Below are 14,611 nucleotides of genomic sequence, written 5' to 3'. Positions count from 1 at the left end.
ATCGTGTTAATGATATTTGCTTACTTTGTCGGATCAATATTGAGGGTGTAAATTTTTGCTTTCAATTTTGGCAAGGCAGACTCGCAGTATGAATAATAACCACTATTATTGACATAATATAAAGCATGGTTATAAATAAATTTATTCATATTTACTCCGATATATTCATGTTTCATACTACGTAGATCATTAAGATAACTTGAATTATTCGTTGCATCTTTCAATAAGGTACAATATTTAACAAAGAGTTGTATTGAATCATCGGTTGCTGCTTTTCCTGGATTAGATTTTCTCTGTGATTTTTTATTTTCTAATGCATCAGCTTCCCGAGAATTACTTTCCTCCATTACAGTCATTGTTTTATTAATATAGTTTTCAACATCAATATTTATATTCTCCTGATTAATGTCGCAGCTTGCCATTGACGGCCCACCAGGATAGCGCAGGTATACAACGCCATCATTTTCATCATATGACAAACTGGCTTGTAAAATTTTATTTGGTGTTAACGGGCCTGTAGCAACACAATTATTTAAATATTTGTAGCTCGAACTTTTGAATCCTTGTAAATATAATCCATCGAAACGTTGGAAACCTGATTTTGGCGTATACACAACATAGCCTTTATCTGGCTTATCATAGGATTTTACTATGACAGGGGTTGTGCTACACCCATATAAAACGACAAGAGATAGTAACAATAACCTTTTCATTTCAAATCCTTACAGTAAACGACGAAATAACAAGTAGAGCAAAAGGTACGACAGTTTAGCTTATAAACAGGATAAAATTGATACTTGGGCGCTGCGGGGTATTTGAACATAAACCTACGGTTTATGGGGCTATACCGTAACCCCGATTGTCAATTTTTCGACCTTTTTCCACTCTTTCTACATAGCTTGCAATGATTATCACTCATTTGATGGATCATGTTGAGCCATTCGTCAGGAGTGATCAAACAGGGTGCGCCTTTATCAGGGTGAATTTTCAACAATAACGAAGGGTTCTCTAAAGAGCTGGGGTCGAGGGGTGGGGTAATCACCCAGGTAGGGAGATTTGTCTGTACAACGGGCACTTTCATCAGTCTTGCGTATGCCTCCAGCCCGGGGACATCGGAAGCGCTATCACCGAAAATCAGCAGAGCTATATCTTCACCGCAATGTTCACATTGTTGCAGACTGGTGAGAATCTCCCGTGGTGCCCGGAAAGGTAGCTCATACCGCTGTTCCACCTTACGTTCGTTCTCCAGAAGGACATCGAGCATATGTAGGGCAGATTCATCTTTTTTTGTCAGACGATTACGGTTTTTCATGGTGTTCTATTCCTATATATTTTCGACAGCCATGGAACCCCATCCTACATAGGGTCAACCATCAATAACTTCCGAAAGGGTTTCGATGACGGCATCAACACCATCTAAGGCATCGTCAAGCTGAGTTATGGCATCCTCTGACGCCTGTCCGCGTTCAGACTGCTGTAACCCTTCCGGCATGTTTTCTAAGTATTCTTGCTCCTCATCACGAAGGACTTCGAGATCGGCTTTCAGGCTTTCGAGTTGAGAGCTGATTGCCGCCAGAGACTTTCTGCGAGCTTTGTTCATTTTCTCACCTTCATTAATAACTAACTGTGAGTTTTATACGTAAACTTACTGTTTGAATTCTGTCAATACAGTAATACCATAAATCTCTGTTCAAATGCTCCCGCGAGTCTATTTGGCACTCTGCGGGTAAAGCCAATAGGCAGGGGAAAAGTCGCCAGTGTATGAGTGTTCGCCAGGAAACCTTATAGGGGGAAACAAACAAAAAGGTGCGCTAGGCACAGTGGGAGCGTAGCTGAAAAATACGACATTTGGCTTTCATGACAGATAATCACTCACGGAAAATTATAAAGTAACCAATATTAATATTCCGGTTTATCAGATATTCTGCTGAAGGCTATTTGCAACAATGCCATTATTAATAATGATAGTCCTATCTGCTGATGAGATGGTTGACGGCCGGTGCGCAATAATAACTCGTGTTATATTGAGGCTGGAAATTGCCTTATTTATCAATGCTTCATTACGCTCATCTAAATGACTTGTTGCCTCATCCATAAATAGGATTCCAGGCTTGCGATAAAGTGCCCGTGCAATAAATATTCGCTGTCGTTGCCCACCGGAGAGGCCCTCGCCGAGTTCGCCAATTAAGGTATCGAATCCCATCGGCATATTTATAATATCTTCATAAATATAACTCAGTTGTGCGCACTCCTTTAACCAACCTTCATCTTCTACTACACTGAATCCAGATATATTCTCCCGCAGAGAGCCAGCAAACAATCTGTCTTCCTGCAAAATACAGGCGACGACTTTGCAGTAATTATTCACACCAACCCCATGGATATCTTTTCCGCTAGCTAATATTTTCCCTTCAGTCGGTTTTGTTAGCCCGCAGAGCAGTTTCATCAGTGTTGTTTTACCACAGCCAGAAGGGCCGATAATCGCCACGCTCTCCCCTGCATTAAGCGACAAATTTAAATTACTGAAAGTATAAGGTGACTGATTATCATAACGAAAAGACAGGTTTTCTGCGAACAGACTGAGTGCAACCCCAGGTGGAAATATGTCCCTTTCAGGTGCGTTGTACTCTGCTTTGGTTAAAGCGATATCGGCAACACGTTCGTTATGCATGGAAAGCATGCGAAAATGCAAAAATATATCGGTGAGAGAAAGTGCCCGATCAGAAAAAATAGCACGGAACGTCCCAAAAGCCACAAAAGTCCCGATAGTCATTTGTCTTTCCATGACGAAAGAAATGCCCAGCCAGAGAATGACAAGGTTATCGCAGGTGTTAATAAATGTACTGACAATGCTAAATAGCATATCAAATTTATTAAGTGTCACCGATGCATTAGCCGCATCGGTAGTCAATGTGAGCCAATTGCGGCGACGCAGCCCAGCAATGCCCTGAGCGCGAACGGTAGCAATACCAAATAATGTCTCAGTCAGGTAAGAACTCGCATTAGCGTCTTTTATTAAGCGCTCTTCTGAAAGCTGCTTATAACGGGAGAACGTGAACATCCGCAGTAAAACATAGAGGGCAGTAAAACCAAGCACAATAAAAACCAGCGAATGTCCATAAAGTATTAACATGGCCAGTGAACCGATCACCATAATGCCATTAATAATACTGCCGGTGATATCATGTATAAATGTCAGACGCATGGTGCCTAACGAGCCAAACCGCGATTGTATATCACCCAGTTTGCGTTTTTCAAACCAAGACAAAGGTAAACGTAACAGATGGCGGAACAGGCCATCCTTCCACTGAATATCAGTCAGTGTGTCCATAATAATGACCGACCAACTCCGCCATACAATAACGCTGGCCTGAAGTAGCGTTATGACGAATAAGCTCAAACAAATTAAGCTGAGTAAGCCAAAATCAGTGGCGGGAATAACATGATCCATGACCAATTGTGTGCCAACAGGCAGTAACAGACTGATAAATTCAATGATCAGTGAGAGGCAGAATATCTTTAGCAAAGCACTTCTAAAGCCGCTGATGTTGCGCAGTAGTTCTGAGATTTTTATCCGTACCTGCCGATTTTCGCGAATAAACCCCGTTTCAGGCCACAATTCCAAGGCAACGCCAGTGAAGTGCTCTGATAACTCTTTTCGTTTAACGACCCTTCTGCCGATAGCGGGATCATGGATAACAACACTTTCACCTTTGATCTGAGTCAGCACCACAAAGTGGTTGAAATCCCAGTGTAAAAGACAAGGCAGCGAGAGTTGGTTAAGCTCATCAAGATCCAACGAGAGTGCTCTTGATGCCAAGCCTAACGCCCCTGTTATGCCTGTCAATGTCGTGAGAGTAGCCCCACGAGCCGAAATACCAAAATCCTGCCGCAGTGCGAGGATATTTGTTCTCCGACCGTGATAACTGGCGATCATCGTCAGGCAAGCCAGCCCACATTCTGCGGCCTCTGTTTGTAGCATTACCGGCACCTTGCGACGGAATGACAGGCTTAGATGATCCTTAAGCCAAGTCAGGGCATCATTTTCCATTGACCGGCCCCCCTGCGCTATTTCTGATGTCATAAAGAGGCGAGAGTATCCACTGATAGAGTCTTCGCTTTTCGAGGAATAACGTACTGGTGGCTTTCATGCCGCTTTCAGCATCCAAACGGCGACCTTGATAACTGAAAGAACTGTTTTCCGGTAATACAATCACTTTATACCAAGTTTGTGGAATATCAGGTGTTTTTGGCGGCGCTGCGGGATAAGTTGCCATTTCCTGTTGAGTAGCTGGGGTGCCAGAAATAGAAAGGATCTTACCGGGAAACTGACCAAATTTTTCCGCAGGAAATGCATCGTAGCGGATATTCACTTTGTCACCGATGGAGATATACGGAGCCGCATGGCTTGGTATCCATAGAACCAAAACATAGTGGCTAGCCTCCCCAGGTATAATTTGCAGCAGACTATCACCAACGTTAATCATCTGCCCTTGTGTTACACTCAATGAATCAACCAATCCCTCAACCGGCGAAGTCACAACCAATGTCCCACTGGCGTCAGCATCAGCGAGTTGGCGGGCTAAATCATTTTTCTGAATTTCCAATTGATATATTTGATTATCATAATCTGCGGCTTGGGTCTGAATTGTGCTCTGCAACGTTATTACCTGAAGGGCATTTTGTTCATTCTGGCTACTGATGCCGAGTAAGTCATTTTGTTGCTGGTAGTACTGAGCCATTTGACCAGTAAATTGATCTTTATTAACCAAGCCTTGATGTAAATAAAGTCGGTAATTCTCCATATTTTTTTTCATCATACTCAATCCCACCTGCGCTTTTTTGAGTATTTCAGCGGAATGCTGCAACGCCGTTTCGTAACTTGATTTTTGCTCATTCAGATTGCTTACTGTGACTTTTTTATTTTCTTTAATACGTAAAATGATATTTTCAATAGCACCAATCTGTTTTTCAATACTAGCCTTTTGGTTCTGACTGACTACCCCAGATGTAGTCGTTCGGCTAATATCTATCTGATATAAGGGCTGACCTTTTTTCACTTTATCGCCAACATCCACGAACTGGCTTACCACATACCCCTGCTGTGAAGAGAAAACCGTTACCGCCCTAGGTACAGAAATCAATTCACCAGAAATCTGGACTCTTCGGTGATAACTTCCAAAGATAATAATCGCCATAAGCAGTGTAAAAAATAACACTGTGAAAGTGACAATAATCCAGACAGGAGTACCCGATATCAGGAGTGACCTTCCTGACCAGTAATTCTTTTTATTATCAATGGCATCCTGTCTAAAAATCATATTTAGATATCTCTAACTCATAATGTTCCATACTGGAATTATTCGATATTTTTATAGAGGAAAATATCTTTCATCATCTTTTTTGTTATTTCATCATCTGTTTTTTCGAAAATGTATTCATCATCTATTTTGCTCTCTAATGAAGAGTAAATAGTCTCAACTTCATTAATTATAAGCATGAAGTTATTCCTGGCTTCAAAATATTTGCATGATGCATACAATAATGCGGTGATTTTATCGGTGTAGTGTTCAAATAAAACCTGAGCATGACAGCGTGCATCATGATATTTACTCTCACGCATGAGTTTTTTAATTAGCATTATTTTTACATTTAATGCGTAAACTTCAATGGATGGTTCATAAGGGAGAGGTAATGAACCAAAGAAATCAAGAATACTGCTGTGCTCAGCATCATCACACGCCAAATAACGCAGCATAAAATATTTCCATCGTGGGTTTTCAGGCTCTAAGAAAATTTGTTTTGATAATATATTTTTATTTCTACCATGTTTATTTTTATCATGATAGACCTCGCTAAGGTAGCCGGTGTGGTTTATTTTTATCTGAGGGATAGCAATTAAAAAATCATTGTCTGCATCCAGATATTCATGAACTTTACCTCTATATTTTAAGGATGGTCGCTTTTTGAAAATTCTGGCATTGTTAGTTAAATACGTCCCATTCAAATTATCGATGAACGGGGCATATAAACGATCACTATCTTCATTAATTATCTTATAGAACTCATCTTTAAATATAGGCCTGCAAACCTCATCAATATACTCATCCGCATCGAGGACGATACACCACGGGTTTTGAGTAACAGAAATACCATAGTTTCTTATTTCAGAGAAGTCGTCATTCCACGATGTCTTATATAATACAACCTTGGAAGTATAACCTAATACTTTTTCAACTGTATTGTCAGTAGATCCTGTATCAACTACGACTATTTCATCGACCAAGTCTATAACTGAGTCAATGGCAGTCGATATCGTATTCTCTTCATTGTAAGAGAGTATTAATGCGCTGATCCCTAATATATCATTTTTTGAATTTTCCAATGTGGATGTTAACCCTAGAGGGGTGTCCATATTTTGTTTTAAAAAGGCTATACCAAAACTGTCATTCTGCATAAAAGTAGCAATTAATAACGGCGAGATATCATCATCTAATTCCAATACTTTATATGATAATGCCAGTAATACCTCGCAAATTAGCCGTGGGCCAGTAAGCGATTGTGTTACAAAATTAGTTTTTCTAAACTCGTCATATCTGTACTCAAGAAGCCTGGCAAGATAACCATTGTTCTTGCTGTTTGTTTTTATATTAAATAATGCATTATTTTTTTCAATGTATCTATATCTCTTCTTTATAGACATCAAAATTATCATTAATGCTTTTGATTTTGCACAAGAACAGATGATGTTATTAAAATACACACCATTTAAAAAAACAAGAGAACTTAATGAAAGGAAGTTTTCATAAACTAACACATCCCCTAACGGCTTTATTTCTTTTAATGAAAATGTTGATAAGTCATTAAATATGCTATTAGTTATCTGATCTTTGACATTACGAGGAGTATCATGGATAAGATTGATGTAATGTTCTATATTGTCGGCGATTTTATTATCATTATTTAGCTTGCTTAAAACGCCTTCAGACTTTGCCAATGCTAGATTTTCATCATTTGAGTATTTAGCTGATGAGATTAACTTATTAGTCTCCAAAAAAATATTATCTAAGTAAGGTAATGTGTCAATATCAATATAAATACCACCAAATTTATAGAGTAATATTAATCTAACAATGTCACTGGCACAGGTGAGATTTCCTCGCAGTATTACTTCATAGTAATAATACTTCTTGTACTCTTCAAATTCATCAGTAAATAGCGAAGGGATATCTTTGTCATGTAATAGAATATTATTATAGGTGTTATAACCTTTTCCTGAAAAGACCTTTTTATTGATTGTTTTTGATATTTTATTTTTGATTAAGAATGAATTGGCAACAACATTAAAATTTTTATCATGGGTTATATTATTGACTATATAATGATAGGCTTTATTTTTTAATTTTAATAGACTTAGCTCTGGATTGTCACATTTATTTTCTTTTATGTGTTCTTTAAGTGTGTTGTGGAAATCTAAGCAGGAAGAACTGGATGGATCACTCCATAGATTAAATGTTTTTTCTGGATTTGTTTTTATCCATAATTCAATATATTCATAATGTGTTTTTGTTAAGTCACCAATCCATAGGAAATGAATGATGTTGGGTACGGCCTTTTTTCCGGACTGTAATGTGGCTAATGCACTTAGTGCATTAGCTTTTAGCAGGTCATCGCTATCCAGCTCAGGGTATTGATGATGGAAATCATTAATCCCTTTTCGTAGGGCCGCGACCACATCATTTTTATTAACACTATCACGTGCGGGATTACTCAGTCTTACGTCCATGTGTTGATGAATCCTTTCTATCTGATTAATGACTCAATGACCGAAGATACAGAAGACACTTTAATATCTTTGTTGAATTCATTATTCGATTTTGAATTTTCATCAGTCTGTTTTATCAATTCTCCGATCGCTTCATTTTCATCTTTTGCTTCAATTTCAATATTTATTTTTTCAAAACCATCACTCAATAAGTTTTTAATTTCATTGGTGCTAAGCTTGTTTTTTTCAAAGATTTTCAATTCTATATCTTTTTTATAAAAAACATAAGAAGGCATTTTTTTCTCCTTTTAAGCTGTACAGAATGCAATATCACTCTGTACAGTATATTTAGACTCTATTAGTTACGCCCATGACCGCTTTCAGCACGACCACCACCAGTACAGCCACCACCTGAACTTAGAGAACCGGGGTTACCAAAGTGATTTGCCTGACTTCCACTACCCCTATTTGAGGTTTGATAGTTACGGTCTTGAGAATTGCTCCCGCTGTTACCTCCCTGGGAGCTACTGCCACCACTCGAACCAGAACAGCCGCTACCTGAGCTGCTAGAGCCACAACTTCCAACACCAAATCCGCCAGCGATATTATCGTACTGAGTAGTCGATATTTCCTTCATAATCGTCCCTTATTAAATGTCATTCAATTTGCTTAGCATCTGGATATATTTGTAAGGGTTTTGTTAAAAACACGCCCTCACTTTTAATTTACTCTTAACATTCGCTTAAAGGGTAATCAATATTTGTAACTAAGGGTTACTACATTTCTTTTGGCGCAGTGAAAGCGAAGTTGCGATTTGACGACATTTAGCCATCAATAGTTTTCAATTCTCGTTATGGCCCACGGAAAGCTGCTTATGGCGCAGTTTTCTTTCTCGCTCTGGATGGGTTTGAATGATAACCGTTTAGATATATTTGATACCGCAGCTACGCTTGATGATAAAGATCGATTAGTCATTGCTAAATGATTAGCCGTTCCATTTTAGCCTCAATGAAAAGGCGTTTTTTACATCTTGGCTCTTTTGGGGTAAACCCAAGAGGAAAGCGTTAGGGCAGAACAGGGGGCAGGAGAAACATAAATTAGACGTTGGTCTGGCATAACGATAGAATATCACCACGCAGAATAAAGGAGATAATGCGGTGACAGAATCAGAAATGGAAAATAAACTGTTGGATAACGGCTTTACGGCCAAGAATATTGCGCACATGCGGAAAATAATTTCGCGTGATGACACACAAAAAGAAACTTATTCCAGTTTACTCAAAGACCTTAAGAAGCGTTTTTTTGCGGGGTGTTTGATTTGTGCGATTTTCCTTACTGTTTTAGTTATTTTCATTATTAAATATTCAGTCAGTGAAACGTCAAGTTACCTTATTGTCATGTTTTTTGGCTTGTTTGCTACTTATTATATAATCCCAATGAATCTGGCGTGGAAATCATACCGATATCTTTGCAAGGAGGAATAACCCTCCTTTTTATCTATTTTTTTTCGTATTTCGAATTATCATCTGAATAGGTGCTGCCGATAACTCTTAATTTATTTGCGGCCTTAACTCCTTGTATAGCAAGGGCTGGCTTACTCATGCTGTTTATTTTTCGGTAGTAATCGGATGGGATATATTTATACAATCGCCACGCATCGGGTTTTAATGACAATTTTATGACACCATAGAATGACGTCGTTAAATCTGCCGTATAATAGGCCAACATACCGGTTTTTCTTTCAAATCCAAAGAATTCAGCCGTTCCCATATAAGCATCCTGCATAAAGTCTGTAGCATTTTCATTGCCTTTCAATCTTTCTATAGCCGCAATAGAACTACTGGCACCATTTAGTATTAAATGAACACCGACAATAGTACCGACAACATTTCCTGTCGCTATTGAACCAGCAATGATCCCCAAACCGGCTACTAACTGCATACCACCTAAAATCACCGCTATTCCATCAATAACATAGCCGACAACTTTATCATGCTCTTCAATTTTAGCGGATATATATACCCTCGCCTGTTTTAATGAGAGCATACTGTCTTGCCTGGAAAGGTGATAGCATTCCATTTTCAAGTTATCTATCCCTTCTTTGCACTCGTTGTCTGTTCTGGCGTTCCGTATAAAGGTAAGATTTTTTTGCGCAAACTCTTTGATATCATTCTCAAATTTCATTCTCAAGAAAACATCTTTTATATTATTAAACGAAACTCTTCTTGAGAGATTGATTAAGTTATCAGCCTCTATTTTTGCCATTGCATAAAAATAGTTATTATTTCTTGATTGCAAGCTCAAACCAATATCCATTTGCTCACTCCTTTGTTTATGGGGGCAATCTAACGAGGTATTATATCTATAGATAGAGCCTGTTCCTCTATGCATTCTATAATTTTAGGATTATTGCCCTATTAAAACAGGATATATTCAGATGTTTCTTAATACATTTGGCACTCTTCGTGTAAATCCAACCGAAACGGCTTTAGTGAGATGTTTCGGAAAATAATCAATCTACCCGCCAGGCTTAACCATTGCACCGAACGGGGGATTGAGAAGGCTACTGGTTATTGGCGAGCGAAGCTCACCTTAATTTGGTTGCCATCCTGATTAAATGATTTGTGTTCACCAGGGGTCATCATACCCGTCCAATTAATTTGTTTATGATCTCGTATGGCCTGGAAACGTACACTGTACTCTTCCTCCTTCTTAGTGATTTGAACCGTCAGTAACTCTGAATCTCCGCTACTTTTAGCATGATAAGTCTGTGGGACGATAAGCCCGATCCCCTGAATCGGAAAATGTAACCCGTTAATATCTACCTTCACCCAGAACGTTTCATGCGGATCAGCGCAGTCCCTTACCGTTTGTTTGGGTTCACCAAATGCTTGGAAGGTGACAGTCGAGCAAAGATCCTGGTTCACTGTGGAGGCATTGGCTGAGCTTGAAATGATGAGGGCGAGAGCTGAAATGATTATCTGAAGTTTCATAAAAGACCATGTTTTTTTAAGGTTATTAGATTTCATCGGCAGCAAACAAATAAACTTGAGAGAAGGATCACATGACCAGACATCAGCTAAGGCACCGACTGTAAGAAAAACACCGGAATCATAGAGGCAAGATGGCATGAGTCAGCACAGATTTATTGAGGTTTGCGGCCCGTTATATAGGAATACTCCCCATAAGCTAACATGCCATACGATACCGCAGTGATCACTATATCCCTATGAATAGTATCGGATTACCATGTCAGCAAAAAAGAGACAGCAACCCAATAAAACAAGACATAAGTTCGTCTACATGAATGGATACTTCAAATTGTGGCTGATATGGCCTGTGTTTGCTACGTTGTCGGGATCAGACTGAGGAAAGAAGGTTTGCTAGCTTGCGGCTTGCGATTAGGTAGGAGTAAGCGTCTGGTTATGTAGCGATCAAAAAAGGCTCCTTTTTGGGGAGCCTTCTTTAAAAAAGAATTTTTCGCATTCCGACCATCGTTGAGTAGGGGCGGGTGCTTACACAAATAGAGTTGCCTCTGGATGAAAAGATTACGGCACATTGACCGAGCTGTCAACAGTTTTACAAGTCGATGACATAGTTACAAAAGGTTTTAAAGAAAGAAATGGTGTGAGTATACTTTTAGCCACATCATGAGGAATAAATATAATGACGATAGCAGCAATTACCGAATCCCTTTCTACGCCAAGATTTGCTACATATCAGCTGCCAATCTTAGGGGGAACCTCACCAGAGCAATGTCTAGGGGTCTATCTTTGGAATAAGCAGTTAGCTAGCGCCTTTCTTCCGGCCCTTCAGATTGTAGAAATCTCACTGAGAAATGCGATCCATCAAGCATACGTGGCTTCACTCTATCTTGATATAGAGAACAATCATCCTCAAAATACATGGGATGCTAAAAAGGCTGAAGCGAGGGGATGGTTTATTACTACCTTTACTGAACAACGAAACCGCCTAGCTTGGCAGCAGATTAAGATGGCAAAAGATCGTTTGATAATTGATAAAAAACCTCTAACACCAGAAAATATTTTACCGAAACTCACTTTTGGATTTTGGGTATCTTTAGTAAAGAACTCATTTGATGTACAGAAAGCATCATATTTAACATTATGGCCTAATTTGCGAGGCTCTGTTTTTCCGTATGCTTTGGATTCAGTGACAAATACGCCATTATCTATTAATAGCATAGGGAACACATTGCAAGATATTAATAAAATAAGAAACCGCCTATCACACCATGAACCATTATGGAGACATAAGGATGCGTATCAAGTTGAAGATATCATTAATGCCGTTATAAATAAGTATGATCTTTGTTTGAAAGTTATTGGTTGGATTAATCCTTCAAATTTAAAATTGTTAAGTCTTATCGATAATAATAGGAAGATGGCAGAGTTATGTAGTCTTCATTCTCTTTGGCTTAATAAGCAATTGCCCGTTGGTTTATCGTCATTACCATCACAAACAGATTGGATTGGACAAACCTTACTTGACACGACTCATACTGGTGAGGTGATCAGTGTATTCCCAAATGCAATTATGATTAAAAGTGATAAAAATAGAGATATATTCTATTCTGACCGTGCCGAATGTGATGGTGATATTGCGGATTATATTATAGGTGCTAAAGTTCATTTTTATCCTGAAATAAGCAAAAGAAAACATGCAAATGCAAAAAAAGTATCACATTTGTGATATAGATATAGGCCCCAGTTATGGGGCTTGGTAATTGATTTGTTTGATATATTATCGTTCGATTTTGCTACAGCTTTTATATATTTCGAAGTTCTCTATATGGATTGCATCCAATAATAAGTGAAGGCATATATCTATATTCAGCCAGGAGGTAAAAAACTGGGCTAACTAAGAGCGTTAGCCCATCCCTGGTGCATGGTGCAAAAAGGAAAATCATATGTGTCTAGTACATCTAAACAACTCTGATGTTAAGGGATGCTAAACATTACGTCAACATTAGTTGATGGCTAACATAAAATGATCCCATATCGCCTCAAATCAGCTCGATTGAGGGCCGGAATGACACAAGAACGTTTAGGTGTTCTCGCTGGAATTGATGAGTCAACAGCTCGATCAAGGGTATCCCACTATGAGACAGGAACGCATAAACCAACGTATGACACAATGTGTTTGTTCGCGAAGGTTCTTGATGTACCAGAGTGTTATTTCTACATATTGGATGATGGCTTTGCGGAGTCTGTTCTGAATCTTTATTACACATCCAAGTAATATTTATTTATAGGCGGTTCTATCTGACGGTCGCTAAGTAAAATGCCGTGTAGACAATATATCGAACGCCCCGAACGATACATCATTTACCGGCATTTTCTCTAGTATAAATTATTTATGATGACTTAACTATTAACGCAGACGAAATCGATAATGGTACTCGCTGATTCAATTATTTTTTCATCATTTTCAATATCATTTGGAGAAAGTGTACAAATGCCAATTTCTGCGCCATTAAGCATATTGCTTTTAATTGAATATACAATGTCATTATTTTTATTTTTCAATGAGTCATCATAGAAAATGACACCTAGCAAAGCTGTACGGGATTCAACACTGCAAACTACCATGTCGATAGGGTTATACGAGATGTATCTTATTGTTGCCTGATCGAACCCTTCAGCGTTAGCTATAACTTCATTTAACCTTGGTTTTAGCAGAATGAAGTATTGGCTCTTATCGAGGGTTTTATCTAACTCTTGATAGAGTTTTAGTATATTTGAGCTTATAACTTCCTTCCTCTGTAGATTGTAGGATTTAAGCATTCTTTGTTTTTTTCTGTATACAGTAAAGTACCAGAAGGCCAAGGTCATAGTCGCTATAGCTAGAAAATTGATTACAGTATCATTCATATATTATTTTCTCTTTTTACATAGTTTGTCTATTTTTTCATGAAGTATGAATTTTGCCTTATTTACGCCGACCGCTTTCCCATCCTGCATTTCACTTTTTAACTCTGCAAATTCTGCCGATGTGGAGATACTATTTAGTTCTGCGACGGTAATATTTCTATTGCAGCTTTGTGTAAAGGCCATGCTCGCCATGTTTATTGCGCCTTTGTCACTGTAATTTAATCCTCCGTAGCTACTTAAATATCTAACTGTTCTCTCTTGTTCACTGGTGTTAGCGCTTGCTGTACTGGTTATTAGCGACAGCAGGAAGAGTGATAAATATTTTTCCATGATATAAATTTGTATCATTCCAATTTAAAAAAAAACAAGCCGCAGCCTGCTACATTTTGTGCATGCACAAAAGCCGGTATTTAACGTTTCTTTCCAATAGGTGTATAGCGATTCCCACCAGAGGAAATTAAGTTAAATCTCTCTCTTGAAGCTTTTCGGTCTAAAGCCTGTTGATTCAGTGACGAATCATTCAGGGAGTCAGCTTTTATGGCTTGGCCCAGCTTTTTGTATGTAGCCGGATTAAAGAAAGATTTAAGGTATGCTTTCAACAATCTTCTGGATTTCCTTAACAGAAATCTAAGGTCAGACCAGAATGTAAACTTTGAGGCTTTTTTGCTCATATTTGAGTCCTCCTATACTTTATATAACACTTATCTGTCATGTTTTCAAGTGTAAGCCGTGAATAAACACGGCTTATTTGCACTTCATTATTACTTTTTACCTACGGGTGGCATATCTGATTTTGACCTGGTTTCTCCTTTAACTGGTGGCATAGTTGAAGGTGATGTGCTGCTTTGCTGAGTCATACCCTGTGAAGATTGAATCTCAGAACTCGATGTATCGGCGCTCACTCTTGGCGGGGCTTGTACTTTAACTTCTCTTACTATGGTTTCCGGTTCAC

17 protein-coding genes are annotated in these 14,611 nt (G+C 38.6%); 3 read left to right on the top strand and 14 right to left on the bottom strand.

Translation table 11 applies throughout. The features are described from left to right. Positions 1-20: 20 nt before the first annotated feature. From HRK25_RS19730 to HRK25_RS19695, 8 genes are all read right to left on the bottom strand, one after another. Positions 21-713, bottom strand: coding sequence for a hypothetical protein (locus HRK25_RS19730; protein WP_032898450.1), 693 nt, complete (start codon positions 711-713; stop codon positions 21-23). A 149-nt stretch (positions 714-862) separates the two neighbouring features. Beyond that, positions 863-1,312 carry a hypothetical protein gene (locus HRK25_RS19725; RefSeq protein WP_005276914.1) on the bottom strand — a complete coding sequence of 150 codons (450 nt, stop codon included), beginning with the start codon at positions 1,310-1,312 and terminating at the stop codon, positions 863-865. Between the two features lie 54 nt (positions 1,313-1,366). Next, positions 1,367-1,600 carry a hypothetical protein gene (locus tag HRK25_RS19720; protein ID WP_005276913.1) on the bottom strand — a complete coding sequence of 78 codons (234 nt, stop codon included), beginning with the start codon at positions 1,598-1,600 and terminating at the stop codon, positions 1,367-1,369. 315 nt (positions 1,601-1,915) lie between these two features. Beyond that, complete coding sequence (locus HRK25_RS19715) at positions 1,916-4,051, bottom strand: peptidase domain-containing ABC transporter (RefSeq protein ID WP_032898449.1); 2,136 nt, start codon at positions 4,049-4,051, stop codon at positions 1,916-1,918. Beyond that, positions 4,041-5,318: an HlyD family secretion protein gene (locus tag HRK25_RS19710; RefSeq protein ID WP_032898461.1), complete on the bottom strand. Its 1,278-nt coding sequence runs from the start codon at positions 5,316-5,318 to the stop codon at positions 4,041-4,043. The genes HRK25_RS19715 and HRK25_RS19710 overlap by 11 nt, the downstream gene beginning before the upstream one ends. Positions 5,319-5,359: 41 nt before the next feature. Beyond that, positions 5,360-7,786 (bottom strand): TcdA/TcdB catalytic glycosyltransferase domain-containing protein, encoded by a 2,427-nt coding sequence (locus HRK25_RS19705; protein ID WP_005276910.1) that lies wholly within the window; start codon positions 7,784-7,786, stop codon positions 5,360-5,362. A 17-nt stretch (positions 7,787-7,803) separates the two neighbouring features. Beyond that, positions 7,804-8,061: a hypothetical protein gene (locus tag HRK25_RS19700; RefSeq protein ID WP_173361787.1), complete on the bottom strand. Its 258-nt coding sequence runs from the start codon at positions 8,059-8,061 to the stop codon at positions 7,804-7,806. A gap of 62 nt (positions 8,062-8,123) precedes the next feature. Continuing rightward, positions 8,124-8,402, bottom strand: a complete 279-nt coding sequence (locus HRK25_RS19695) for a hypothetical protein (protein ID WP_145592793.1) — start codon at positions 8,400-8,402, stop codon at positions 8,124-8,126. 520 nt (positions 8,403-8,922) lie between these two features. On the opposite strand from HRK25_RS19695, the gene HRK25_RS19690 reads away from it, so the two are divergent. Further along, entirely contained in the window at positions 8,923-9,249 is a 327-nt protein-coding gene (locus tag HRK25_RS19690; protein ID WP_032898448.1) for a membrane protein, read from the top strand. Between the two features lie 13 nt (positions 9,250-9,262). Here HRK25_RS19690 and HRK25_RS19685 read toward each other — a convergent pair whose 3' ends face one another. After that, a complete protein-coding gene (locus tag HRK25_RS19685; RefSeq protein WP_173361798.1) occupies positions 9,263-9,844 on the bottom strand; it encodes a DUF4225 domain-containing protein in 582 nt (193 codons plus the stop codon). A 491-nt stretch (positions 9,845-10,335) separates the two neighbouring features. Then, positions 10,336-10,896: a hypothetical protein gene (locus tag HRK25_RS19680; RefSeq protein ID WP_152411976.1), complete on the bottom strand. Its 561-nt coding sequence runs from the start codon at positions 10,894-10,896 to the stop codon at positions 10,336-10,338. A gap of 535 nt (positions 10,897-11,431) precedes the next feature. On the opposite strand from HRK25_RS19680, the gene HRK25_RS19675 reads away from it, so the two are divergent. Next, a complete protein-coding gene (locus HRK25_RS19675; RefSeq protein WP_005276905.1) occupies positions 11,432-12,478 on the top strand; it encodes an Abi family protein in 1,047 nt (348 codons plus the stop codon). A gap of 297 nt (positions 12,479-12,775) precedes the next feature. Further along, the gene (locus HRK25_RS19670; RefSeq protein ID WP_012291369.1) at positions 12,776-13,027 is read left to right on the top strand and encodes a helix-turn-helix transcriptional regulator; all 252 of its coding nucleotides are present in this window, start codon (positions 12,776-12,778) and stop codon (positions 13,025-13,027) included. Positions 13,028-13,152: 125 nt separating this feature from the next. On the opposite strand, the gene HRK25_RS19665 is transcribed toward HRK25_RS19670, so the two are convergent. The 4 genes from HRK25_RS19665 to HRK25_RS20105 all read right to left on the bottom strand — a co-directional run. Then, positions 13,153-13,659, bottom strand: a complete 507-nt coding sequence (locus tag HRK25_RS19665) for a hypothetical protein (protein ID WP_032898446.1) — start codon at positions 13,657-13,659, stop codon at positions 13,153-13,155. Between the two features lie 3 nt (positions 13,660-13,662). Next, positions 13,663-13,989, bottom strand: coding sequence for a hypothetical protein (locus HRK25_RS19660; RefSeq protein ID WP_005276903.1), 327 nt, complete (start codon positions 13,987-13,989; stop codon positions 13,663-13,665). Positions 13,990-14,069: 80 nt separating this feature from the next. Then, on the bottom strand, positions 14,070-14,330 hold the full coding sequence (locus HRK25_RS19655; protein WP_032898445.1) for a hypothetical protein: 261 nt from the start codon (positions 14,328-14,330) through the stop codon (positions 14,070-14,072). Positions 14,331-14,420: 90 nt separating this feature from the next. Further along, positions 14,421-14,611 (bottom strand): hypothetical protein (locus HRK25_RS20105; RefSeq protein WP_217364412.1); only part of this gene is annotated, 191 nt, incomplete at its 5' end.

Origin of the sequence: Yersinia bercovieri ATCC 43970 (assembly GCF_013282745.1) — a bacterium.
Lineage (GTDB): Bacteria > Pseudomonadota > Gammaproteobacteria > Enterobacterales > Enterobacteriaceae > Yersinia > Yersinia bercovieri.
The sequence above is the reverse complement of the archived record's forward strand: the minus strand, read 5'-3'. Positions and strand labels throughout refer to the sequence as shown.